Here is a 22,751-nt window from a genome sequence, read left to right as displayed (position 1 = left end):
TTCCACCTATCTGCAGTGACGGGCCTGAAAGGCCCGTCATCTCTGGTCTCCAGGGGAGACAATTTCATTGTGCAGCTGCTGGCTAGCTGCTATAAGTGAAAGTGTTCGCTTAGCGATTATTCTTCTAACTCCCGGATTAGCTTTAAGTTTTTTTGCCGTAACTGCTTGTATTTAAAGTACGGCATCCCCATGTAGCAATAATCGTTTAGAGTTTTTCAAGTTTTGTGCAACTGCGAACGGCGGTTGCCGAGCATCAAGAGGCTACACTCATCATGGCGCATACAGATGATATTCAAGATCAGGTAACCACCGAGCTGCCGGTTCTTCCGCTGCGGGACGTGGTGGTTTACCCGCACATGGTGATTCCGCTTTTCGTCGGGCGTGAGAAATCGATTCAGGCCCTGGAACTAGCGATGAGTCGCGATAAACAAATACTGCTGATTGCACAGAAGAACGCGTCGGAAGACGATCCTTCAGCAGAAGATCTGTTTTCTATTGGTACTGTGGCCAGCGTGCTGCAGATGCTGAAACTGCCAGACGGTACGGTTAAGGTTCTGGTAGAGGGTGATTATCGTGCCCGTATTGAAGAATTAAATGATGGTGCTGAGTGTTATACAGCGACCATCGGTGTGTTGCCGATTGCTGAGCTGGAAAGCGCAGAAGACGAGTTGTACAAACGCACTGTGCTGGAACAGTTCGAACGCTTTGTTCAGGTTAACAAGAAGATCCCTTCTGAAGTCCTCTCTTCACTGCAGAACATCGACGATGTAGGTCGCCTGGCTGACACCATTGCTGCCCATATGTCGCTTAAACTCGACGAAAAGCAGAAGATCCTTGAGATGCTCGATAATCGTGAGCGTCTGGAGCATCTGATGGCTCTGATGGAGGGCGAGATCGACCTGGTTGAGGTTGAAAAGCGCATTCGTGGCCGCGTTAAAAAGCAGATGGAGAAAAGCCAGCGCGAGTACTACCTGAATGAGCAGATGAAGGCGATTCAGAAAGAACTCGGCGATATGGATGAAAGCGGCGGCAGTGATATCGAGGAGCTGGCGAAGCGAATCGAAGAAGCCAAAATGCCGCAGGAAGCGTTCGACAAGACAATGGCCGAGCTGAACAAGCTCAAGATGATGTCGCCAATGTCTGCCGAAGCCACCGTCGTGCGTGGCTATATCGACTGGATGCTGCAGATCCCGTGGGCCAAGCGCTCTAAAGTCCGTCATGATATGAAGCGGGCCGAGAAGATCCTCAACGAAGACCATTACGGTCTGGAAGAGGTGAAGGATCGTATCCTGGAGTATCTGGCTGTACAGAAACGGGTGAAAAAGCTGAAAGGGCCTATCCTCTGTCTGGTGGGGCCTCCGGGGGTTGGTAAGACCTCCCTTGGACGATCGATTGCGCGTGCGACCAACCGTGAATATGTCCGTATGGCACTGGGCGGAGTGCGTGACGAAGCTGAAATCCGCGGTCATCGCCGGACTTACATCGGTTCTATGCCGGGTAAGCTGATCCAGAAGATGGCTAAGGTCGGTGTGAAGAACCCACTGTTCCTGTTGGATGAGATCGACAAAATGGGAATGGATCACCGCGGCGATCCGGCCTCTGCCCTGCTGGAGGTTCTGGACCCGGAACAGAACAGCAGCTTCAACGACCACTACCTCGAAGTGGATTACGATCTGTCCGATGTGATGTTTGTCTGCGCATCTAACTCCATGAATATTCCGGGCCCTCTGCTGGACCGTATGGAGATCATCCGCATTCCGGGTTACACCGAGGATGAAAAACTGAATATTGCGCGCCGCTACCTGGTGCCTAAGCAGATGAAAGATAACGGCCTGAAAGCGAACGAGCTGGAAATAGCGGACGAAACTGTACGCGATTTGATCCGTTATTACACCCGCGAGGCCGGAGTTCGTAATCTTGAACGCGAAATCGCAAAAATTTGCCGAAAAGCCGTAAAAGAACTGGCGTTGGGGCGAAAACAGAACGACAATGTTGGCCCTGAACAGCTGGAGCACTACTGCGGCGTGCGTAAGCACAGTTTTGGCATCGCTGAAGAGAAGGATCAGATTGGTCATGTAACCGGTCTGGCCTGGACTCAGGTGGGCGGTGATATCCTCAGTATCGAAAGTGCAGTTGTTCCAGGTAAAGGGCGTCAGGTTACTACCGGTAGCCTGGGCGATGTAATGAAGGAGTCAATCCAGGCAGCTTTGACGGTAGTACGTAACCGTTCAGAAGCACTGGGTATAGCACCGGATTTTCATGAGAAAAATGATATTCATGTCCATGTTCCTGAAGGTGCGACGCCTAAAGACGGCCCAAGCGCCGGTATTGGAATGTGCACTGCATTGGTATCCGTGCTGACCGGCGTGCCGGTACGGGCTGATGTTGCTATGACAGGTGAGATCACATTGCGTGGTCAGGTATTGCCAATCGGCGGTTTGAAAGAAAAACTGCTGGCAGCTCATCGCGGCGGAATTAAAACTGTGGTAATTCCACAGGAGAATGAGCGTGATCTGAAAGAGATCCCTGACAATATCAAAGCAGATATCGATATACGTCCGGTAAAATGGATTGATGAAGTTCTGGAGATAGCGCTCAAATATCATCCGGAACCCGCTTCTGCAAAAAAAGAAAAAGCAGTGGCAGGAAAAGAAAAAGCGGCAAAATCTGAGCGGGAACAAATAAAGCCGCACTAGAGAAATCAAGGGGTAGAAGGGTGTTTCACTAGCTTGACACTCCTTTCTGCCAGTTGGTATAAAGTGCCAGACCATCTTGCTGGGTATGGATAACGGTACAAAAAATTATATTGATTCGATAAGGGGAACAATGTGAATAAGTCTGAACTGATCGACGCTATCGCAGCTTCCGCCGACATTCCTAAGGCTGCGGCAGGTCGCGCTCTGGACTCTACACTAGAGGCGATTACTGAAGCACTGAAAAAGAATGAGTCAGTGGCATTGGTAGGTTTTGGTACTTTCTCTGTAAAAGAGCGTGCTGCGCGCACCGGTCGTAATCCACAGACTGGACAGCCGATTGAAATCGCTGCGGCTACACTGCCGACTTTCAAGCCTGGTAAGGCGCTGAAAGACGCTGTAAATAGCTAAGACCTGATCGCGTCACGGTCTTAATTATTTATACATCGGAGCGGTAGTTCAGTTGGTTAGAATACCTGCCTGTCACGCAGGGGGTCGCGGGTTCGAGTCCCGTCCGTTCCGCCAATACTGGTTAAGGAAAAGCAGGTTAATTGTTATCTGATTTCTTTCACCGGAATGGATAGAGGCGCTATAGCGTCCGTTCCGCCAGATTAGAAAAGGCGCATCAGTTTCGATGCGCTTTTTTTTTGATATTTTGATTGCCAGAATGTTGAGGGCAACATGCTTCAAACCATCAGGGAAAACTCGCAGGGGATGATTGCCAAGGTAATTGTTGGCCTGATCGTCATTACCTTTGCGCTATTTGGTGTCGAATCTCTGGTCAGCCTGACCGGCGGTTCCAGTGCCCCGGCGACCGTTAATGGGGTAGAAATCAGCGAACAGCAGCTGTATCAGGGTGTTGAGCTGCAGCGTCGCCAGATTCTGGCACAGATGGGCGAAAACGCTGACCCAACGCTTCTGGATGATGGCCTGATCAGCAACATGGTTCTGGAAGGTCTGATCGAGCAATCAGTTCTGGTTCAGGCTGCGGAAGAACAGGGCATGACTTTCTCTGATCGAATGATCGATCAGTTGATCGTTTCTACTCCTGCCTTTCAGCAGGATGGCAAATTCAGTCGTGAGCAGTTTGAGCTTGCGCTGCGCAGCTCTGGTTTTACACCCATTACCTATCGCCAGCTGCTGCGTCAGGAAAAGCTGATCGAACAACAGCGAGCGGCTTACCTGATGTCGGCATTTGCGCTGGAAGACGAGGTTAAGCAGGTTCTTGCGCTGGATCGTCAGACTCGTGATATCAGTTACTTCACCCTGTCGGCTGACAAAGTGCGTGAAGGACTGGTGGTAAGCGATGAACAGGTAGCCGAGCGCTTTGCGCGGGACCAGGCTCAGTATATGACGGATGAGCAGGTCGAGCTGGAATACCTGCTGCTGGATCAGGCTGAGCTGGCAAAAGAGATTGAGGTTACCGAGGACGAGCTGCGTCAGCAGTACCAGGTGATGCTGGATAATTACAGCGCTGACGAGATGCGCCAGGCAGCCCATATTCTGGTTGAGATCGGCGAAGAGCTGGACGATGCCGCAGCCCTGGCTAAAGCGCAGTCCCTGGCTGAGCGTCTGACGGCAGGTGAAGACTTTGCCGCACTGGCCAGCGAAGCGTCCGATGATCTGGGGTCTTCCGAGAGCGGTGGTGACCTGGGGATGAATGGTAAAGGTGTCTTTGATCCGGCATTTGAGGCTGCGCTCTATGAGCTGGCGGTGGATCAGGTATCTGAGCCGGTGCGCACCGAGTTTGGTTATCACCTGATTAAGCTGTTGGGCACCCAGGCGTCTTCGGCACCTTCGTATACTGAGGCTAAAGCCGAGCTGGAACGGGATCTGCTGAAGAACAAGGCGGAAGAACTCTATGTCGAGCGTCTTGAGCAGCTGGCCGATATCAGTTTCTCTGCAGGCGATCTGGTGGAGCCGGCTGAAGCACTGGGCCTGGAGATCAAGACGACAGGCCTGTTTAGTCGTGAAGGTGGCAGCGATCCTGTCAGCTCCAACGTTAAGGTGCTGAAAGTCGCTTTCAGTGAAGAGCTGCTTGAGGAGTCTGTCAACAGTACGCCCGTTGAGCTGAGTTCTAATGCTGCCGTGGTTGTACGCGTGAAGCAGCACCAGCCGCCACGTAACCAGTCGCTGGATGAAGTCCGGGATCTGGTGCGTGATGCTCTGGTGGCAGAGCTGACGGCGAAGCAGCTGGAGGCTCAGGGACAGGACAAAGTTGAACGTCTGCGCGCCGGCGACGCTATCGAAGCTGTTGCGTCAGGGGTTGAGGTCAAGCGCATTGAAGCCCTTGGCCGGGGACAGAGCGAAGCGCCGATCGAGCTGACGCAGGCGGTCTTTAAACTGGCGCATCCGCAATCCGGTAAGGCTACCTACTCTGCCGTACCACAGGCCGACGGAAGTCAGATCATCGTTGCCTTGCATGCCGTCAAGGATGGTGACACCACAGCGCTGGCAGAAGCTGAACTGAATAGCCTGCGCATGATTCTGGGGTCTCAGGTTGGTCAGGCAGACTACCGTGACTTTACCGCTCAGGCTGTCAAGGCAGCTGAGATTGAGCGCCTCTGATCGTCACACTTAACGGTCGTAACAAAAAATCTCAGCCAATGGCTGAGGTTTTTTTATGGCTTGAGTCCCGCTTCAGTGATCGTTTATTCCGCGGCTGTTTAATGCCGGGCTTCTGCTATCTCAGGGGCGTGCAGGTGCTGGGGCCTATTCGCTAAACGCTGCTTCCAGCAGCTGCCGGGTATAGTCGGCTTGCGGCTGGCTGAAGATGCTGGCAGCGTCACCCTGTTCGACGACCTGTCCCTGGTACATCACCATCAGCCGGTGGCTGAGGGCGCGGACAACGGCCAGGTCGTGGCTGATGAAGATATAGCTCAGTTGATAGCGTTGTTGCAGCTCTCTGAGCAGCTCAATAATCTGTTTCTGGACCGTCCGATCCAGTGCAGATGTGGGTTCATCAAGAATGATCAGTTCGGGCTTCAGTACCAGTGCCCGGGCAACCGCGATGCGCTGACGCTGGCCGCCGGAAAACTCGTGTGGGTAGCGGTGGCGGGCTTCCGGATCAAGCCCGACTTCCTGCAGCACCTTTTCAATCATCTCGCCGTGGCGGGCCTTGTCGTCAGGCTGATGGATTTCCAGTCCTTCGGCGATGCATTCTCCAACCGACATACGGGGGCTCAGGCTGCCGAACGGATCCTGAAAAACCACCTGCATGCGGCGGCGCAGCGGCTTGACCTCTTTCTGATTGAGGTGGTCAATTGCCTCGCCGGCAAAGCGGATTCTGCCCTGACTCCCGATCAGGCGCAGCAGCGCCAGCCCGGTTGTTGTCTTACCTGATCCGGACTCTCCCACGATGCCCAGGGTTTCTCCGCGCATCAGGGAGATGTCGACGCCATCTACCGCCTTAATGTGGTCGACGGTGCGTTTAAAGAGGCCTTTACGAATCGGAAACCAGACTTTCAGCGCTTCACTGCTCAGTAGCTCCGGGGCGTCATTTGCCAGTGGTTTCGGTGAGCCGCTGGGCTCTGCATCGAGTAGTATCCGGGTATAGGGATGCTGAGGCTGGGTAAACAGGTTGTGGGTGTCGGCACACTCTACGATAGCGCCCTGGCTCATAACGCAGACCTGGTGCGCATACTGCCGGACTATATTAAGGTCGTGGGTAATCAGCAGGATCGCCATTCCCAGTCTCTGTTGCAGTGACTGCAGTAACTCCAGAATCTGTTTCTGGATAGTGACATCCAGGGCGGTCGTAGGCTCGTCAGCGATTAGCAGCTCAGGGTCGTTGGCCAGCGCCATCGCGATCATTATGCGCTGGCGCTGGCCACCTGACAGTTCGTGAGGATAGCTGTTGAGGCGTTGCTCGGGATCGGGAATGCCGACCAGATCCAGCAGCTCCAGCGCCCTTGCGCGGGCCTTGGCACCGCTCAGGCCCTTATGGATCAGCAGGGTCTCAGTGATCTGTTTCTCTACCCGGTGTAACGGATTGAGCGATGTCATTGGTTCCTGAAAAATGACGCTGATCCTGGAACCCCGCAGTTGGCGCATCTGGTCTTCGCTCTGTCCCAGCAGGTCGATGCCGTCATAGATAATCTCTCCGCTTGGGTGGCTTGCCTTAGGGTAGGGCAACAGGCGCAGTATCGACATCGCGGTGACCGATTTCCCGGAGCCGGATTCGCCGACCAGTGCCAGGGTTTTTCCGCGCGGTATGCTGAAGCTGACATCCTTGACTGCATGCACAGCACCTTCTTTTTGCCGGAAGTCGACCGATAGCCGGTTAACAGTGATCAGGGGTGTGCTCATGATTAATTTTTCCGTGGATCAAAAGCGTCTCGCACTGCCTCGCCGATAAAGATCAGCAGGGTCAGCATGATGGACAGGACCAGGAATGCGGAGATCCCAAGCCAGGGGGCATGCAGGTTGGCTTTACCCTGCGCGACCAGCTCTCCCAGTGAGGGCGAGCCCGGGGGGAGTCCGAAACCGAGGAAGTCCAGCGCCGTCAGTGTCACTACTGAGCCATTAAAGATAAAAGGCATAAAGGTCAGGGTCGCCACCATCGCATTGGGCAGGATATGGCGAAACATGATCATCCGGTTACCCAGGCCCAGGGCCCGGGCGGCGCGGACATATTCCAGGTTCCGGCCGCGCAGGAACTCGGCGCGGACCACATCCACCAGGCTCATCCAGGAAAACAGCAGCATTATACCCAGTAGCCACCAGAAGTTCGGCTCGACGATGCTGGAAAGGATAATCAGCAGGAACAGTACCGGAAGGCCTGACCAGATCTCGATAAAGCGTTGGAAGTAGAGATCGACCCGGCCGCCATAGAACCCCTGTACTGCGCCGGCAATCACGCCGATCACTGAGCTTAGCAAGGTAAGTACGATGGCGAAGAGTATGGATATACGGAAGCCGTAAATCACCCGGGCCAGTACATCGCGTCCCTGGTCGTCTGTTCCCAGCAGGTTGTCGCGGGTCGGCGGGGAGGGGGCCGGTACCGGCAGGTCATAGTTGATGGTCTGGAAGCTGTAGCGGACAGGGGGCCAGAGTATCCAGCCATTACCGTCCTGATTGATCAGCTCCTGAATAAAGGGATCTTTGTAGTCGGTCCAGCTTTCGAATTCGCCGCCAAATTCGGTTTCCGGATAGTTTTTGAGAACCGGCGTATAGATCTCGCCTTTGAAGCCGACCAGGATCGGTTTGTCGTTGGCGATGAACTCGGCAAACAGGCTGAGGACAAACAGCAACAGAAACAGCCTGAGCGACCAAAGCCCGCGCCGGTTACGGCGAAAGTTCTCAACACGTCGCTGGTTGATTGGACTGAGCTTGATCATTACTGCTCCCTGCTTTCGAAATCGATACGGGGGTCGACCAGCGTATAGGTGATATCGCTGATCAGTTTCAATATCAGTCCCAGCAGGGTAAAGATAAACAACGTACCAAAGACCACCGGATAGTCCCGGTTGATCACTGACTCATAACCCAGCAGGCCGATCCCGTCGAGGGTAAATATCACTTCAATCAGCATAGAGCCGGTAAAGAATATGCCGATCAGTGCAGCCGGCATACCGGCAATAATCAGCAGCATTGCATTGCGGAATACATGACCGTAGAGCACCTGATTTTCGTTCAGGCCCTTGGCGCGGGCAGTTAGCACATACTGCTTGTTTATTTCATCGAGGAAGCTGTTCTTGGTCAGCATGGTCAGAGTAGCAAAGCTACCGATCACCGAGGCCAGTACCGGCAGGCTGATATGCCAGAAGTAATCCGTGATCTTGCCCCAGAGAGACAGTTGGTCGAAGTTGGGTGACGTCAGGCCACGTAGCGGAAACCAGTCCAGATAGGTGCCGCCGGCAAAGACAATGATCAGCAGGATAGCGAACAGGAAGTTCGGGATCGCATAGCCGATGATAATTGCCGAACTGGTCCAGACATCGAAGGGAGTTCCGTCGCGCACCGCTTTCTTTATGCCCAGTGGTACCGACACCAGATACATTATCAGGGTGCTCCAGAGACCCAGTGAGATCGAGACCGGTAGCTTTTCGATAATCAGGTCGATTACCTGTTTGTCGCTATACAGGCTTTTACCGAAATCGAAGCTGAGATAGTTCTTCAGCATCTGCCAGAAGCGCTCGTGGGCTGGTTTGTCAAAGCCATAGAGCTCTTCAATCTCTCTGACCAGCTCAGGGTCCAGTCCGCGTGAGCTGCGCGACTGCGACCCGCTTTCCGACTGGCTGGAGACCTCGCCTGCACCGCTGCTGTCAAACCGGGCTGTCGCGCTGGTGTTGAGTCCCTGCAACTGGGCGATCGTTTGCTCAACGGGGCCGCCCGGAGCGGCCTGTATGATTATAAAGTTGATGGCGAGAATTCCGAGCAGGGTCGGAATAATCAGCAACAAGCGTCGTGCTATATAGGCAAGCATCAGTCAGTCGCAGAGTCCTTACTGGCCAGTGTTTCAGGGCGTATCCACCAGGTATCGAAGCCAAGGCTATAAGCCGGGCGTTGCTCGGGCATACCGAAGATGTTGCGATAGGCGATACGGTAGGAACTGATATGAAACTGTGGAATCACGTAATGATTCCATTGCAGAACCCGGTCCAGAGCCCGGCTGGTCAGAACGAGCTGTTCCCGGCTTGAGGCCTGAATCAGCTTTTCCACCAGATGATCAACCGCCGGGTTTTTGATACCAATCAGGTTTCGGCTGCCCGGTGAGTCGGCAGCAGCCGAAGACCAGAAGTCCCGTTGCTCGTTTCCGGGGGAGTTGGACTGCGGGAAGCTGTAAACCACCATATCAAAGTCGGTGCTGCGCAGTCGGTTGATGTACTGGGATACATCGACCATGCGGATGGAGACTTCAATGCCCATGCGTTCGAGGTTTCGCAGAAAAGGTGCCGCAACGCGCTCCATCGATGGCTGGAACATCAGCAGCTCGAACTTAAACTGCTTGCCTGAGGTTGTGTTGATCAGTTTGCCCTGTTTCAGCGTCCAGCCTGCTGCCTTAAGCATTCGCAGTGCCTGCCTTAGCTGGCGTCTGATCTTGCCATTGCCATCGGTTGTAGGCGCGCGATAGACCTTAGTGAATACCTCTGGCGGCACCTGGTCACGGATCGGTTCGAGTATTTCCAGCTCTGCGGGTGTAGGCAGCGCAGTGGCTGCCATCTCTGAGTTAGAAAAGAAACTGTGAGTGCGGGTGTAAGCGTTGTAAAAAAGGTTCTTATTGGTCCACTCGAAATCGAAGGCCATGCCAAGTGCCTGGCGAATAGTGCTGTCGGTAAACAGCGGGCGGCGGGTGTTCATCACGAATGCCTGCATACCCGTGGGGTTCTGGTGAGGCAGCTCGGTTTTGATGATCTTGCCGCTTTTAAAGCCCGGGCCGGTGTAGCTTGTGGCCCAGCGTTTGGATGAGTTTTCCTGGGTGAAATCAAATTCCCCGGCTTTGAAGGCTTCCAGTGCTACAGTGCCGTCCAGATAGACATCGTATTGAATCTGATCGTAATTATGGCGGCCAATATTAACCGGCAGGTTCTCGGCCCAGTAATCCTCGTTACGGCGGAAGGTAATGCTGCGGCCCGGCTCAAATTTTTCGATGGTATAAGGGCCTGAGCCAAGGGGGATGTCGAGGCTGGGTTTCTGGAATTCGCGCTTTTGCCAGTAGTGCTTTGGCAGGATACTGGCTTCACCGACAATCAGCGCCAGCTCTTTATTATTGCTGTTGCTAAAGGTGAACTTAACGCTGTCTTCGTCAATCGCTTCTATGCTGCTGATATCGGCATAGTATGCCCGGTATCCCGGCGCGCCCTGCTCACGCAGCAGTTTGAAGGTGTAGATAATGTCATCCGGCGTGATCGGGCTGCCGTCGTTAAAACGGGCTTCGGGGCGCAGGTTGAATATCACCCAGCTGCGGTCCTGTGCCACTTCCAAGCTCTCTGCAATCAGTCCATAGAGAGAAAACGGTTCGTCGTTCGCTCTGGCGAGCAGGCTGTCATACATCAGTCCCAGTCCGGGAGCTGTATTGCCTTTGACGATAAAGGGGTTAAAGCTGTCGAAGGTACCGATGGTCGACTGAATAACCTTTCCGCCCTTTGGCGCATTGGGATTGACGTAATCGAAGTGGGGGAAGTCTGGGCCGTATTTCAGGTCGCCATGCATTGCGATGCCATGCTGAGTCAATGAGCTGGCATAGGCTGTACCGGCAATAGCGGCAACGGTTAACAGGGTGCCTGTAAGTATCGATTTAATCAGCTTCATCTGTGTTCCTTCACCGGCAAGGATAATGTCAGTTTCAACCCGTCTGAGGATGCTCTTATCGGATTGAGACTAGTGGCGATCAATTTTGTTCAAATTCTTCAGCAAAGTGTTCCAGTCGTGTCTGGTAGTCACGCCGTTTCACTCCCTGATCTTTAAGGCCCTGCAGTTTCAGTTGCAGATAGGCTAGTTTTTGATCACTTCCATTTGCCAGGCCTTTAATAAGATCCTGATCCATCCATTCCCTGATGCGCCTGAACAGGTACCATTTAAAAAATATGGCGGCCAGCGTCGAAATTACAATAATTACTATAGCTGTCAGGTCCATTTTCAGCCTCAATTTGCTTTGGTAACGTCTACGTAAAGAGTCAGGCTCTGACCGGGTTGCAGGTATTTCTTGGCATCCAGTCCGTTCCAGTTCAGGATGTTTTTCACGCTGACATTAAATTTGCCGGCGATTCGTGCAAGTGAATCGCCCGAGCGCACTTTATAGCCAACCCGGCGGATGATGCCGCCATCTCCTTTACCCTTTTTCCAGATAACCAGTGATTTACCGACAGCCAGCGGATCGCCCGGTGCCATGTTATTCCAGCTGGCCAGCTGGCGAACGCCGACTTTATAGTTTTTGGCAATAGTCCAGAAGCTGTCTCCGCTGCGTACTTTGTGAACAACTTTCTGCTTACTGCCCTTTTTCTGATTGCGTTTGTGTTTGCTGATTAAGCGTTGTGATTCGCTGAGTACGTACTCACTGGATCGCTTGCTGGCGGTCGGTAGCAGCAGGGTCTTGCCGGAGCGGATCCGGTTGCCGTTGATGTTGTTGGTTTTCCTGATGACATCGACGGTGGTGTGGTGCCTGCGTGCAATGGTGATCAGCGAGTCACCCGGCTGAATTTTGTAGCGGCTCCAGTTAATGCGGTTGTTAGCCGGAAGCTTTGCCAGGCTGGCCTGGAACTTATCGTGACTGGCGGCGGGTATGGACAGGTAGTGCGGGCCGGCAGGATCTGTCGCCCAGCGATTAAATCCGGGATTAAGCAGATAGATCTCTTTAGTAGTGGTGCCGGCCATATCGGCGGCCTGGGCAAGGTCGAGCTGACCTCCGGTCTCCACGATCCTGAAGTAAGGCTTGTTTGGGAGTGGTTTCAGCGTGATGGCATATTTTTGCGGGGACTGCACCAGTCGTGCCATTGCGATCAGCTTCGGTACATATGCCTGTGTTTCTTTTGGCAGGCGCAGAGAGAAGTAATCGGTGCTCTTGCCATTAGCGCGATTCTTACGGATAGCGCGATTCACCGTACCACCGCCGGCGTTGTAGGCTGCCAGCGCTAACTCCCAACTGCCGAAGCGCTTATGCAGCTGTTGCAGGTATGTCAGGGCCGCCTCTGTTGAGGCGACGATATCTCTGCGGCCGTCATACCACCAGGTTTTTTTCAGGCCGAAGTGTTTTCCTGTCGAGGGTATGAACTGCCAGGGGCCTGCGGCACGTCCGTGGGAATAGGCGAACGGGTCATAGGCGCTCTCGACAATCGGCAACAGCGCGATTTCAGAGGGCATATCCCGTTTCAGTACTTCATTGAGTATGTAGGGATAGTAGCGCTGCATCCGGCTATGGATACGACTCAGATACTTTGGATGTTTTGCGTACCAGCGCAGTTGCTTTTCGATGCGTGGGTGCTGACGTGACAGGTCAAGCCCGAAGTTGTCGCGGGTGAGTTGCCACAGATCTGTTTCTTCGGGCTGCTCTTGCGCAGGCTCGGCTTTTGAAACGTTTTTAAGGACAGGGTCCGGCAGGTCGGTAACGGCCTCTGTCGGCATCGGTTTGACTGCGCTGGCGGCGAAAGCTTTGTCTGGTGCCGGTAACTCCGTTTTAGGAATTACCTGGCAGCCAGATAGAACCATACCGAAAAATACGCTGATAACTACGGGTCTTCTGAAATGCATGGAAATTTCGCGCGCCTACTTTGAGTTTTGGCAAATCGAACCATTCTAGGTAGCGCGTGAAAACAGGTCAACTTGGTGACAGGATTCCTTCCGTGGTTATTCTCAGTCACAGTTCAGGCTTGGTTCATTGTTGCACTAAAAGTTATTTTTCCATTCTCGTATGGCAGCGAAAACCTCAACCTCGGTTTTCAGTTTACTGTCTTTAAACGCTTCAGCTGACCGGATTACGTTCTCAAACTGAGTTCGCATAAATGGATTGATGTTTTTCTCCTGCCCTATGTTTGAGGGTAGTGTAGGCATTTGTCCGGAGCGAAGTTCTTTACAGTTTTTTAGCGTATTTAAGACATTCTTATTATCTGGTTCAACCGCACGGGCGAATTCGAGATTGGATATAGAATATTCATGGGTGCAATAGACTTCAGTACTTTCTGGCAGGGACTTAAAATACTCCATGGCCGCCAGCATCTGTTTGGCGCTGCCTTCAAACAGGCGGCCGCAGCCGGCCAGAAAAAGAGTATCTCCACAAAGTAATTGTGGTTTATTGCCGTCAATAAAATAGCTGATGTGGTCCAGTGTATGCCCCGGGACACTTTGTACTTCTATTGTTTCTGACAGTAATTTGATCTGGTCGTCTGAAGCGAGGGGATGGCTGATGCCCTGGAAAGGCGAATTTTCAGGTCCATATACCGGAACTTCATAGTGCCTGAGTAGTGTGGCTACGCCGCCGGTATGGTCATGATGGTGGTGCGTAATCAGGATGGCTTCAAGCACCAGGTTGTTTTCATCGAGCCGCTGCAGGACCGGTGTGGCATCGCCGGGATCGACCACGATCACCCTGTTTGTATCGGCTTTGCCGAGCATCCAGATGTAGTTGTCATTAAAGGCCGGAATGGGGTTGATCTTAAACATGATATCCTCTCGCTGCTTCGACGGTGCCGAATTACCCAACACTCGTTAATGAGGTTACTCTATACTATGTGCCTTTGTGAATGGGCAGCAGTCGGTCACTGCAGTCATTGCGTACTGGCGCAATCTATTGAGGTTATCCGGGGCTCAGGTTCCGGCAAATTTTAATTTCGACAGGATCAATGAGGTGATAGATGGGCAATCAGCAACAGCCTCTGTTACCGGAGATGATTTCGGAATTACAACTTTGGTTCGATTCCGAGCTGGGGCAGGCTCTGCTTGAAGCCGAGAGGGCAATGGTTGAACAGATTGTACCGACATTGTTTGGTTACCGTCTGGTACAGATCGGGGTGGATAGCCGGACAGTGCTGTTCGGCGAAAGTCATGTGCAGCAGAAGTTCATGGTCGCTCCCCGGCTTCAGCTCGGACTGTCCGGCAGCAGCGTAATCGCCAGCAACACCGAGCTACCGTTGGAGCAGCACTCCATCGATGTTGCCATCCTGCACCACGCACTCGATTTTACCGAAAGCCCCCATCAGGTGCTCAGAGAGGCGGCCCGGGTTTTGCGACCTGGTGGTCATATGCTCCTGATCAGCTTTAATCCGCTGAGTATGTGGGGGTTGTATCGTAAGTGTCTTGGCAGGCGTCGGGGTCTGGTGCCCTGGTGTGGGCATTTTGTCAGTCATCGGCGCCTCTCCGACTGGTTTAAGCTACTGGAGCTGACTGAGTTGAAGCAGCAGTCTGACTGTTTTGAAGCCCCCTTTATCAGTCCTAAGTGGCGACACCGCAGCCGTCATATCGGGCGAGTGCTTAAGAATGCGCCTGCGGAGTTTGGGGCGTTTAATCTGATGCTGGCGCGTAAGGACGTCGTGGGTATGACGCCAATAAAACCTGAATGGAGTAAAAGGCATTTGATTACATTGCCTATTGCCAAGCCTACCGCGCGGGGGCAAAGCCGTGAAAGTCGTTGAGATATTTACCGACGGTGCCTGTAAGGGTAACCCCGGGCCTGGCGGTTGGGGGGCTTTTCTGCGTTATGGCGAAGCAGAGAAGCGCTTGTGCGGAGGTGAGGCGAACACTACCAATAACCGTATGGAAGTACTGGCGGCGATCGAGGCTCTGGCACTGCTGCGCAGGCCCTGCCAGGTGGTGCTGACAACAGATTCCCAGTATTTACGCAAAGGCGTAACTGAGTGGATGGCTGGATGGAAACGCAATGGCTGGATTACCTCAGCTAAAAAGCCGGTAAAGAATTCAGACCTGTGGAAGCGGCTCGATCTTGAAGTGCAGAAGCATCAGATCGACTGGCGCTGGGTCAAAGGGCATAGCGGACATCCGGAAAATGAGCTGGCTGATGAGTTGGCGAATCGGGGTGTACGGAAGATAACAGAGAAGTAGTAGCACAATGCGTCAGATTATACTTGATACCGAAACAACCGGCCTGGAGCCGAGGGAAGGGCACAACATTATCGAGATAGGTTGTGTCGAGATGCAGCGCCGTAAGCTGACAGGACGCACCTATCATCAGTACGTAAAGCCGGACCGGGAGGTTGAGGAAGAAGCGATCTCCGTTCACGGTATTACCAATGAGTATCTTGAAGATAAGCCTAAATTCGTCGAAGTGATGCGCGAATTCATGGAATTTATCGATGGTGCCGAACTGATCATCCACAACGCGGCCTTTGACGTAGGTTTTATCAATGCCGAGCTGGAGCGTAATAACTGGCCCCAGCGGGTTGAGGATGTCTGTACTATAACCGACTCATTAATGTTGGCGCGTAAGAAGCATCCGGGTCAGAAGAACAACCTGGATGCACTGTGTCGGCGTTACGGTATCGATAACTCGCACCGTGAGCTGCACGGCGCATTACTTGACTCCGAGATCCTGGCCGATGTTTATCTGGCGCTGACGGGTGGGCAAAGAGCGCTATCGCTGGATGCATCCTCGGATGGTGATAATGATGGGGGGCAGCCTGTAGAAGTGCGCCGGGTTACCGACGCGGATGATCTGCCTGTGCTGCTGGCAGATGAAGCAGATCTGGAAGCTCATCAGGCTTTTCTTAAAGTACTGGATAAGAAAAGCGGTGGCGAATGTATCTGGCTGACGCAGGACACGCCGCTTCAATAAGGCAGAGTTAGCGCCAGTCTGGTGTCTGAAAGGCACTGGGGGCCAGAGGGATCTTCAGGCGTAAAAAAAGCAGGCCAGCGAGGCCTGCTTTTTTATTGTGTCGAACGGGCTGTAGAGTGCTTACAGCACCAGATATACCGCAAAAAAACCAACGCTGCTCATCACGATGGTATAAGGCAGTGCCATCCAAACCATAGTGCCATATGACAGGCGGATGAGCGGAGCCAGAGCCGAAGTCAGCAGGAACAGGAAGGCTGCCTGACCGTTTGGTGTCGCAACGCTCGGTATGTTGGTACCGGTATTGATCGCGATTGCCAGCGCTTCGAAATGCTCGCGGGTGATGTCGCCGGCATTGAGAGCGTCGACAACTTCGTTGATGTAAACCGTTGCTACAAACACGTTGTCACTGATAGCTGACAAAAGGCCGTTTGCGGCAAAGAAAACACCAGGCTGGACCGCCGGATCCATCGCCAGTACGGATGCAATAATCGGCTGGAACAGGTGCTGGTCATGGATAACCGATACGATCGAGAAGAAAACCACCAGCAGTGCGGTAAATGGCAGCGCTTCTTCGAACGCTTTGCCAATCTGATGTTCTTCAATCACGCCGTTGAAAGCCGTCAGCAGGATAATGATTGTCAGGCCGATCAGGCCAACAGAGGCCAGGTGCATGGCCAGGGCCAACACCAGGAAGATCGCAACCACAACCTGAACCAGCAGGGTTGCCTTTTCCCGCAGGGTGCGTTTTGCATCTTCTTCCGCAGCGAAGTCTTCCAGAATCTTACGTACGGTTTCCGGTAGCTGGGAGCCGTACCCAAAGAGGGCGGTCTTTTCCAGTAGGATGCAGGTCAGCAGGCCGGCAGCCAGTACGGGCATGGTGATCGGCGCCATCAGTACGAAAAACTCAACGAAATCCCAGCCCGCTTTCTGTGCAATCAACAGGTTCTGTGGCTCGCCCACCAGTGTACATACGCCACCCAGGGCCGTGCCAACCGCACCATGCATCAGCAGGCTGCGCAGGAAGGCGCGAAACTCTTCCAGCTCTGAGCGCTTGGCTTCTACTACATTATCGTCGTTGGCGTGATCGTGATTCTTTGAGGTAAAGGGCTTACCCGAGGCGACTTTGTGATATACCGCATAAAAGCCGACAGCAACACTGATCAGTACGGCTGTAACGGTCAGGGCATCCAGGAACGCAGAAAGAATAGCGGAAGCGAGAGAGAAGAGCAGCGACAGTATGACCTTAGATCGGACTTTAAGCAGGATCTTAGTAAAGGTCCACAGCAGCATACTTTTCATGAAGTAGATGCCGGCGACCATGAACATCAGCAGCAGGATTACTTCCAGATTGGCATTGACTTCGTGATAAACGGATTCAGGGCTCGAAAGACCGATGATGATCGCTTCGATGGCCAGCAATCCGCCTGGTTGCAGAGGGTAGCATTTCAGTGCCAGTGCCAGCGTGAAGATAAATTCAAAAATCAGCAACCAGCCGGTCACTACAGGGCCAGCGGTGAAGAGCAAAATTGGATTCAGGATCAAAAATCCCAGAATCGCCTGTTTATACCAAGCGGGCGAGTTCCCAAGAAAATTGCGAACAAATGCCTTAGGTAGTGTATTCGTCATCGATTGTTCTTCCTATGCCAGAACAGTCTTTTTTATGTCTGAGTTACGCAAGCGGCCGATAGCCTAGCAGCTGACCTGGAAAAGAAAAAGAGAGAATGTCGCCTAAAGTCGTGACATAAATCGTAAAATTGGCAAATTTTGCTGCATATCTATGGTGTATTTCTCTGCCACCGTCAGGAATGGGTAGAGGAGTATCAGGTTACTCTTCGGGTGAGATTGTGGGCTGATCAGCTGGCTACCACCGGAGGGGGCTGGGTAGACAAATAGCGAGTGGATTTTTGCCTCAGTGTTGGCCGGGCGTGGTGTTTTCTGCCGCCGCTGGCATGGCTGACACGAGAGTCATCGCGACTGCTGTTCACTGGGGCTGGTTGCTCCAGGGGCTTTCAGATTGTCCGCCGGACCGCTGTGGCAGGCAACGCTAGTTGTACTCAGGCTTGGCGTTGGCTTAATCACGCTTTTCTTTGGAGAATAGTTTTCCAAGCTTTGTTGCCAGCAATACATTGCCCTCGGCGCGCAGACGGCCCTTAAGGAAGGCGCTCATCCCGTCGATATCTCCATTGACTACGTCAATAACCGTTGCAGCGTCCGTAATGAGCGTAATATTCGGGTCAATATGCTCACCACTGACAACTGCACAGCTGGAATCAGCTATATCTATATAAAAGCTGCTGTCATCTTCAATCAGGAACTGAAAGATTGCAGTCATATCCGCTGCATTTTCTGCGATGAAGCGGCCTGGCAGCTTTTCGATAACTTTATTTACGGTAACTGGTGTGCTCATGAAGTGACTACTGGTCCGGAACAAGAATGGTGTCGGGGTTTATGGTACATTAGCCGGCATTTTGTTTACACCTGAATCCTTGCGGAGAGCCTTGAGTGATTGAGTTTTTGAGTGAATACGGATTGTTTCTGGCAAAGTCCATTACCGTGGTACTGGCGATTCTGATCGTGGTCGGCGGCAGTGTAGCGCTTGCAGCACGAGGAAAGAAAGACGGTAAAGACGGTCATGTAGAGGTGACCTGCCTGAATGAAGAGCTGGAGGATATGCGAGCTGCGCTTGAAGAGTCTGTACTGGACAAGGATCAGCTAAAGGCTTTGCATAAAGAGGAAAAGAAAAAGGCCAAGGCCGAAGCGAAAGCGAGAAAGAAGAATCCTCAGGCTGAGCCGACCCGCAAGCGTGTGTTTGTACTCGACTTTGATGGCGATATCCGTGCATCCGAAGTGGAGTTGTTGCGTGAAGAGATCACAACCGTGCTGACCATGGCGACTAAGGATGACGAGATCGTGTTGCGCCTGGAGAGTCCGGGAGGAATGGTTCATCAGTATGGGCTGGCCTCATCTCAGCTGGAGCGTATCAAGCGTAAGGGTATTCCGCTGACGATTTGTGTGGACCGGGTTGCCGCCAGCGGTGGTTACATGATGGCCTGTCTTGCTGACCGCCTGGTGGCTGCGCCGTTTGCTGTACTGGGGTCTATCGGTGTTGTTGCTCAGCTGCCTAACTTCCACCGGTTGCTGAAAAAGCATGATGTGGATTACGAGATCCTGACTGCGGGAGAGTATAAGCGCACCATGACTGTGTTTGGTGAGAACACAGAGAAAGGGCGGGAGAAGTTTGTTGAAGAGCTTGAAGATACCCATGTACTGTTCAAGGAGTTCGTTGGTGAATTCCGGCCTCAGGTAAATATTGAAGAGGTTGCTACCGGAGAGGTGTGGTACGGGCGCCAGGCTGTGGAAAATAATCTGGTAGATGAGATATCAACCTCAGACGACCTTCTTGTAGAGGCCTGTGAGGACGCCGATGTCTTTATCGTGCGGTACGAAGAGAAGAAATCTCTGCAAGAAAAGCTGGCAGACTTTACCGCTGATGCAGGGGATCGTGTGGCTACCCGCTGGGCGACGCGTTTATTCAGGACGCGATACTCGTCGAAGTAGTCACTACCTCAGAAGCCGGGCATAGCCCGGCTTTTTTGTGCCGGTTAGTAAGTCCTGGTGTCTGGGGGCTATTCTTTAGCTGGAATAGTTTCCGCGCCGGGCATGGAATTTTGCAATCCGAACGCCTGAGGTCGAGGTGTTGTGATGGCTGGCGAAGAGGGTGGTGCGGTTAAAGGTTTGGTGCATTGTTTGGTCATCTGGTTATAATGATTCGGCGTCCAGTTTTAAACGCCGGTTCGGGAGATACGATGCAGGATACTTCGGCAAGTATAGTAGAGGCAGCAGAGGTTCTGTTTGCTGAACAAGGATTTACAGAAACTACAGTAAGGCAGATTACCAGCGCTGCGGGCGTCAATCTGGCTGCAGTCAACTACCACTTTGGTTCGAAAAAGGGGTTGATTCAGGCGGTGGCGGAAAAGTTGCTGGTGCCCCTGTGTGACCATATCGACAACGCTCTGGTTTCTCATGTTGCGACCAGTAATGAGCCACCAACCCTCGAAGAGGCGCTGGAGATGTTGATGCGGGCGTTGCTGGCGGTGAATAAAACCAATATTCAGGCGCTGCCGGTATTTATGCGCTTGCTTGAACTTGCCTACATGAAGAACCAGGGTGAATTGCGTGATTTCTTGATCGAACGTTATGCTGGCCGGCTGACATCCTTTGTCGCGATTATGCGCAATGGTTCCGCAATGATGGAAGATGATGAATTTTTCTGGCGTATTCATTTCCTGCTGGGATCAATCACCTTTACGCTTTCCAATGTGCATACCATCGCAGCGCTGGAGAAGCGGGAATCTGAAAAGGATGTTGAGATTGAACAGGTAATGCACCGTATGGTGCCTGTGCTGGCTGCTGGATTGCAGGCTCGTGCGGAAAAAACCTATTTCTGCCGTATCTGATGAGTGCTGTATCTGTATTGAGTCTCCATCTGTCGGTGAAGGATCAGCGACTGGATTTACAACGAAATAATGAAAATTGCCGGAGCTGGCTGGTTTCCACTGCCGCCAATGGTGTTGGTGAGCAGGAGAACAGTGGTTGTACGCCTCGCGGGCAGCATATTATCAGGGCGAAGATTGGTGCCGGGTTAGCGCTTAATTCGGTATTTGTCGGCCGCCGCGCCACCGGTGAAATCTATTCAGAAGAGCTGGCGCAGGCATTCCCATCACGAGACTGGATACTCAGCCGTATCCTCTGGTTATCTGGCTGTGAGCCCGGCTTTAACCGGCTTGGCTCAGTCGATACAATGCGGCGATTTATCTATATTCACGGCACGCCCGACTCGGAACCAATGGGTGTGCCGGCTTCGCATGGTTGCATCCGGATGAGAAACAACGATCTGATAGAGTTGTTTGATCTGGTTGAGGCCGGTATTAGCGTTCATATCACCGAGTAGTCTATGTATTCCGCTTCCCTGATCCTTGATCTGGATGGTACCTCGCTTACCCAGGCTGAGGTCCAGTTATTGCAGGCACCGCAGATTGGCGGTGTCATCCTGTTTGGCCGAAACACTGAATCAGCCGATCAGCTCCGTGTGTTGACCCGGCAGATTCGCGCATTGCGCCCTGAAATCATCATTGCCATCGATCAGGAAGGGGGGCGGGTTCAGCGGCTGAGAAACGGCGTTACCCGACTGCCGGCGATGGCTGCGCTGGGGCGGTACTACCAAAGGGACGCCGAAGCCGGACGGATCGCGGCTGCGGACATTGGTTATCTGATAGCGTCTGAGCTTGGTCAGCTGGGCGTGGATCTGAGCTTTGCTCCGGTGCTGGATCTGGATCTGGGGCGCAATACTGTGATTGGCGATCGTGCATTCGGTGACGATGCCGCTATGGTTGCAACGTTAGCTGCAGCCATAATGTCCGGCATGAGCGATGCCGGGCTTCAGGCAACGGGTAAGCATTTTCCTGGGCATGGATGGGCTGATACCGATAGCCATCTGGCTGAGGCGGTTGATCTACGCACGTTTGATGAGATCTGGCAGCGTGATCTGGTGCCATTCAGGGCGCTGGTGGCGCAGGGGCTGGCTGCTGTTATGCCTGCCCATGTGGTCTACCGTGCATGTGACCCAATGCCGGCCGGATTCTCATCATACTGGTTGCAGCAGATACTCCGGCAGCGTTTGTCATTTGAGGGGGTGATCTTTAGCGATGACCTTACGATGAAGGCAGCGCGGGTGGTGGGCGGTTATGCTGAGCGTGCCGAAGCGGCAATAAAAGCTGGATGTGATGCGCTGCTACCCTGCAATAACCGGGAGGGGGCGGTCGAGGTGCTGGAATACCTGCAGCAAAACAATATTGAGCCAAGTTCCCGGCTTGCGGCTATGCGTGGGCAGCCGAACACGCCGGATCATCAGCGCCTGGATCGAAGTCGGCAGCTGGCGGCGATGTTAATCGCCGATTCCCTCTAGCAAGATCTTCAGTCCTGTTTAGTCTTATAAGGGCGGGGGTATGGTGACTCGCTACAAGCCCGGGTGCCATCTGCATCGGGCCTGTAGCTTCAGCAGGAGGTGGTCTGGGGTTACTGCACTTTAGCTTCAGAGATAGGGATCATTAATACCAGGATTCCCATCAGTGGATGGTCAAGGTAGTGAATCTCCTTCGAGCGCATACGTCGTCCCTGGTTCATGTTGACGGTCAGGAACTCGCTTGAGAAGGGGGATACCTGACTGGTGATGCCGGGTATCTCTGCGCTCGGTGTCGAGACTTCCTGGGGCTGCGGCGTTTCTTCTGTATTCAGAGCGGTAAACTGCTGCGGGGGTTGCTCTTCCGCGTGTTGCAGTACTTCTGCCTCAGACGGGCTCAAGTGGCGGCTGTGGTAGAGATCTGGCCGGAAATGGAGATAGCGACCCTTGTCGATCGAAATATAGCCTTCCAGCTCGTACATTCCGTTATCAAGGATATCGCCGGATTTTATATGTATCTGCCGGGCATACCTTTCAGAGGTTACCGGCTGTAGCCAGCCAGCATGAAAGAGAACCCGGAAACTGTCATAGCGACCGATGCGCTGTTTTTCATTGTTAAAAAGTAAGGCGCTGCTTGGCAGGCGTTCGAATGCCGAAAAGGACTGGGCGGTTGTAGTGGGGGTTTTTAAGCTGATTGATTTCGGAGAATCAGGCACGCTTAACTCGGTGGGCCAGAACTCATCATCAAGCACCGAAGGGTCTTCGTTCGCGAAGATCAGTACTTCAACCTGATACCATGGGGCTTCCGCTGCCTGCAGGTTCAGACTGATGCCTGATGAGAGCAGGGCTGTAAGAAATAACGCTAGTCTAATCATGA

The 22,751-nt window shown here is 53.0% G+C and carries 20 protein-coding genes and 1 tRNA gene; 11 read left to right on the top strand and 10 right to left on the bottom strand.

Annotated elements, in window-relative coordinates:
- The first annotated feature begins 272 nt into the window (after window positions 1-272).
- From lon to Q354_RS0107235, 4 genes are all read left to right on the top strand, one after another.
- Window positions 273-2,696, top strand: coding sequence for an endopeptidase La (gene lon / locus Q354_RS0107250; protein WP_027857026.1), 2,424 nt, complete (start codon window positions 273-275; stop codon window positions 2,694-2,696).
- 132 nt (window positions 2,697-2,828) lie between these two features.
- Complete coding sequence (locus Q354_RS0107245) at window positions 2,829-3,104, top strand: HU family DNA-binding protein (RefSeq protein ID WP_027857025.1); 276 nt, start codon at window positions 2,829-2,831, stop codon at window positions 3,102-3,104.
- 37 nt (window positions 3,105-3,141) lie between these two features.
- Window positions 3,142-3,218, top strand: a tRNA-Asp gene (locus tag Q354_RS0107240).
- Between the two features lie 156 nt (window positions 3,219-3,374).
- Window positions 3,375-5,261 (top strand): SurA N-terminal domain-containing protein, encoded by a 1,887-nt coding sequence (locus Q354_RS0107235; RefSeq protein WP_027857024.1) that lies wholly within the window; start codon window positions 3,375-3,377, stop codon window positions 5,259-5,261.
- A 144-nt stretch (window positions 5,262-5,405) separates the two neighbouring features.
- On the opposite strand, the gene Q354_RS0107230 is transcribed toward Q354_RS0107235, so the two are convergent.
- The 7 genes from Q354_RS0107230 to gloB form a co-directional block, all read right to left on the bottom strand.
- Complete coding sequence (locus Q354_RS0107230) at window positions 5,406-7,001, bottom strand: ABC transporter ATP-binding protein (RefSeq protein ID WP_036228878.1); 1,596 nt, start codon at window positions 6,999-7,001, stop codon at window positions 5,406-5,408.
- Between the two features lie 2 nt (window positions 7,002-7,003).
- The gene (locus Q354_RS0107225; RefSeq protein WP_169828865.1) at window positions 7,004-8,032 is read right to left on the bottom strand and encodes an ABC transporter permease; all 1,029 of its coding nucleotides are present in this window, start codon (window positions 8,030-8,032) and stop codon (window positions 7,004-7,006) included.
- Window positions 8,032-9,120, bottom strand: coding sequence for a microcin C ABC transporter permease YejB (locus tag Q354_RS0107220; RefSeq protein WP_027857021.1), 1,089 nt, complete (start codon window positions 9,118-9,120; stop codon window positions 8,032-8,034). The genes Q354_RS0107225 and Q354_RS0107220 overlap by 1 nt, the downstream gene beginning before the upstream one ends.
- Entirely contained in the window at window positions 9,120-10,946 is a 1,827-nt protein-coding gene (locus Q354_RS24930; protein WP_036228875.1) for an extracellular solute-binding protein, read from the bottom strand. Before Q354_RS24930 ends, Q354_RS0107220 begins: the two co-directional genes overlap by 1 nt.
- 79 nt (window positions 10,947-11,025) lie before the next feature.
- Entirely contained in the window at window positions 11,026-11,271 is a 246-nt protein-coding gene (locus Q354_RS0107210; protein WP_027857020.1) for a hypothetical protein, read from the bottom strand.
- An 8-nt stretch (window positions 11,272-11,279) separates the two neighbouring features.
- Window positions 11,280-12,755, bottom strand: coding sequence for a lytic transglycosylase (locus Q354_RS0107205; protein WP_245601005.1), 1,476 nt, complete (start codon window positions 12,753-12,755; stop codon window positions 11,280-11,282).
- 261 nt (window positions 12,756-13,016) lie between these two features.
- The gene (gene gloB / locus Q354_RS0107200; RefSeq protein WP_027857018.1) at window positions 13,017-13,790 is read right to left on the bottom strand and encodes a hydroxyacylglutathione hydrolase; all 774 of its coding nucleotides are present in this window, start codon (window positions 13,788-13,790) and stop codon (window positions 13,017-13,019) included.
- 191 nt (window positions 13,791-13,981) lie between these two features.
- Between gloB and Q354_RS0107195 the strand changes: the two genes are divergently transcribed.
- Genes Q354_RS0107195 through dnaQ form a run of 3 tightly spaced genes read left to right on the top strand, consistent with a single transcriptional unit; the run spans window position 13,982 to window position 15,915 of the window.
- A complete protein-coding gene (locus tag Q354_RS0107195; protein ID WP_027857017.1) occupies window positions 13,982-14,758 on the top strand; it encodes a class I SAM-dependent methyltransferase in 777 nt (258 codons plus the stop codon).
- Complete coding sequence (gene rnhA, locus Q354_RS0107190; RefSeq protein ID WP_027857016.1) at window positions 14,745-15,185, top strand: ribonuclease HI; 441 nt, start codon at window positions 14,745-14,747, stop codon at window positions 15,183-15,185. Before Q354_RS0107195 ends, rnhA begins: the two co-directional genes overlap by 14 nt.
- Window positions 15,186-15,192: 7 nt before the next feature.
- Complete coding sequence (dnaQ, locus tag Q354_RS0107185) at window positions 15,193-15,915, top strand: DNA polymerase III subunit epsilon (protein WP_027857015.1); 723 nt, start codon at window positions 15,193-15,195, stop codon at window positions 15,913-15,915.
- A gap of 120 nt (window positions 15,916-16,035) precedes the next feature.
- Here the strand turns inward: dnaQ and nhaB are convergent, their stop codons facing one another.
- Both nhaB and Q354_RS0107175 read right to left on the bottom strand, forming a co-directional pair.
- The gene (gene nhaB, locus Q354_RS0107180) at window positions 16,036-17,541 is read right to left on the bottom strand and encodes a sodium/proton antiporter NhaB (RefSeq protein WP_027857014.1); all 1,506 of its coding nucleotides are present in this window, start codon (window positions 17,539-17,541) and stop codon (window positions 16,036-16,038) included.
- Between the two features lie 445 nt (window positions 17,542-17,986).
- The gene (locus Q354_RS0107175; protein ID WP_027857013.1) at window positions 17,987-18,322 is read right to left on the bottom strand and encodes an SCP2 sterol-binding domain-containing protein; all 336 of its coding nucleotides are present in this window, start codon (window positions 18,320-18,322) and stop codon (window positions 17,987-17,989) included.
- Between the two features lie 95 nt (window positions 18,323-18,417).
- Between Q354_RS0107175 and sohB the strand changes: the two genes are divergently transcribed.
- The 4 genes from sohB to nagZ all read left to right on the top strand — a co-directional run bounded on the left by sohB (window position 18,418) and on the right by nagZ (window position 21,880).
- The gene (gene sohB, locus Q354_RS0107170) at window positions 18,418-19,473 is read left to right on the top strand and encodes a protease SohB (RefSeq protein WP_027857012.1); all 1,056 of its coding nucleotides are present in this window, start codon (window positions 18,418-18,420) and stop codon (window positions 19,471-19,473) included.
- Between the two features lie 185 nt (window positions 19,474-19,658).
- Complete coding sequence (locus Q354_RS0107165; RefSeq protein ID WP_245601004.1) at window positions 19,659-20,372, top strand: TetR/AcrR family transcriptional regulator; 714 nt, start codon at window positions 19,659-19,661, stop codon at window positions 20,370-20,372.
- The gene (locus Q354_RS0107160) at window positions 20,372-20,866 is read left to right on the top strand and encodes a L,D-transpeptidase (protein WP_211252225.1); all 495 of its coding nucleotides are present in this window, start codon (window positions 20,372-20,374) and stop codon (window positions 20,864-20,866) included. The genes Q354_RS0107165 and Q354_RS0107160 overlap by 1 nt, the downstream gene beginning before the upstream one ends.
- 3 nt (window positions 20,867-20,869) lie before the next feature.
- Complete coding sequence (gene nagZ / locus Q354_RS0107155; RefSeq protein WP_027857009.1) at window positions 20,870-21,880, top strand: beta-N-acetylhexosaminidase; 1,011 nt, start codon at window positions 20,870-20,872, stop codon at window positions 21,878-21,880.
- Between the two features lie 110 nt (window positions 21,881-21,990).
- Here the strand turns inward: nagZ and Q354_RS0107150 are convergent, their stop codons facing one another.
- Window positions 21,991-22,749 carry a CsiV family protein gene (locus tag Q354_RS0107150; protein ID WP_027857008.1) on the bottom strand — a complete coding sequence of 253 codons (759 nt, stop codon included), beginning with the start codon at window positions 22,747-22,749 and terminating at the stop codon, window positions 21,991-21,993.
- Window positions 22,750-22,751: the final 2 nt, after the last annotated feature.

This window comes from Marinobacterium jannaschii DSM 6295 (assembly GCF_000620085.1).
In the GTDB taxonomy this organism is placed as follows: domain Bacteria; phylum Pseudomonadota; class Gammaproteobacteria; order Pseudomonadales; family Balneatricaceae; genus Pontibacterium; species Pontibacterium jannaschii.
This window is presented reverse-complemented; position numbering and strand designations above follow the sequence as displayed.

Bases quoted from the DNA above. Each gene is read 5' to 3' on its own strand.
- lon (WP_027857026.1), top strand. From the start codon at position 273: ATGGCGCATACAGATGATATTCAAGATCAGGTAACCACCGAGCTGCCG.
- Q354_RS0107235 (WP_027857024.1), top strand. From the start codon at position 3,375: ATGCTTCAAACCATCAGGGAAAACTCGCAGGGGATGATTGCCAAGGTA.
- Q354_RS0107230 (WP_036228878.1), bottom strand. From the start codon at position 7,001: ATGAGCACACCCCTGATCACTGTTAACCGGCTATCGGTCGACTTCCGG.
- Q354_RS0107225 (WP_169828865.1), bottom strand. From the start codon at position 8,032: ATGATCAAGCTCAGTCCAATCAACCAGCGACGTGTTGAGAACTTTCGC.
- Q354_RS0107220 (WP_027857021.1), bottom strand. From the start codon at position 9,120: ATGCTTGCCTATATAGCACGACGCTTGTTGCTGATTATTCCGACCCTG.
- Q354_RS24930 (WP_036228875.1), bottom strand. From the start codon at position 10,946: ATGAAGCTGATTAAATCGATACTTACAGGCACCCTGTTAACCGTTGCC.
- Q354_RS0107210 (WP_027857020.1), bottom strand. From the start codon at position 11,271: ATGGACCTGACAGCTATAGTAATTATTGTAATTTCGACGCTGGCCGCC.
- Q354_RS0107205 (WP_245601005.1), bottom strand. From the start codon at position 12,755: ATGCCGACAGAGGCCGTTACCGACCTGCCGGACCCTGTCCTTAAAAAC.
- gloB (WP_027857018.1), bottom strand. From the start codon at position 13,790: ATGTTTAAGATCAACCCCATTCCGGCCTTTAATGACAACTACATCTGG.
- Q354_RS0107195 (WP_027857017.1), top strand. From the start codon at position 13,982: ATGGGCAATCAGCAACAGCCTCTGTTACCGGAGATGATTTCGGAATTA.
- dnaQ (WP_027857015.1), top strand. From the start codon at position 15,193: ATGCGTCAGATTATACTTGATACCGAAACAACCGGCCTGGAGCCGAGG.
- nhaB (WP_027857014.1), bottom strand. From the start codon at position 17,541: ATGACGAATACACTACCTAAGGCATTTGTTCGCAATTTTCTTGGGAAC.
- Q354_RS0107175 (WP_027857013.1), bottom strand. From the start codon at position 18,322: ATGAGCACACCAGTTACCGTAAATAAAGTTATCGAAAAGCTGCCAGGC.
- Q354_RS0107160 (WP_211252225.1), top strand. From the start codon at position 20,372: ATGAGTGCTGTATCTGTATTGAGTCTCCATCTGTCGGTGAAGGATCAG.
- nagZ (WP_027857009.1), top strand. From the start codon at position 20,870: ATGTATTCCGCTTCCCTGATCCTTGATCTGGATGGTACCTCGCTTACC.
- Q354_RS0107150 (WP_027857008.1), bottom strand. From the start codon at position 22,749: ATGATTAGACTAGCGTTATTTCTTACAGCCCTGCTCTCATCAGGCATC.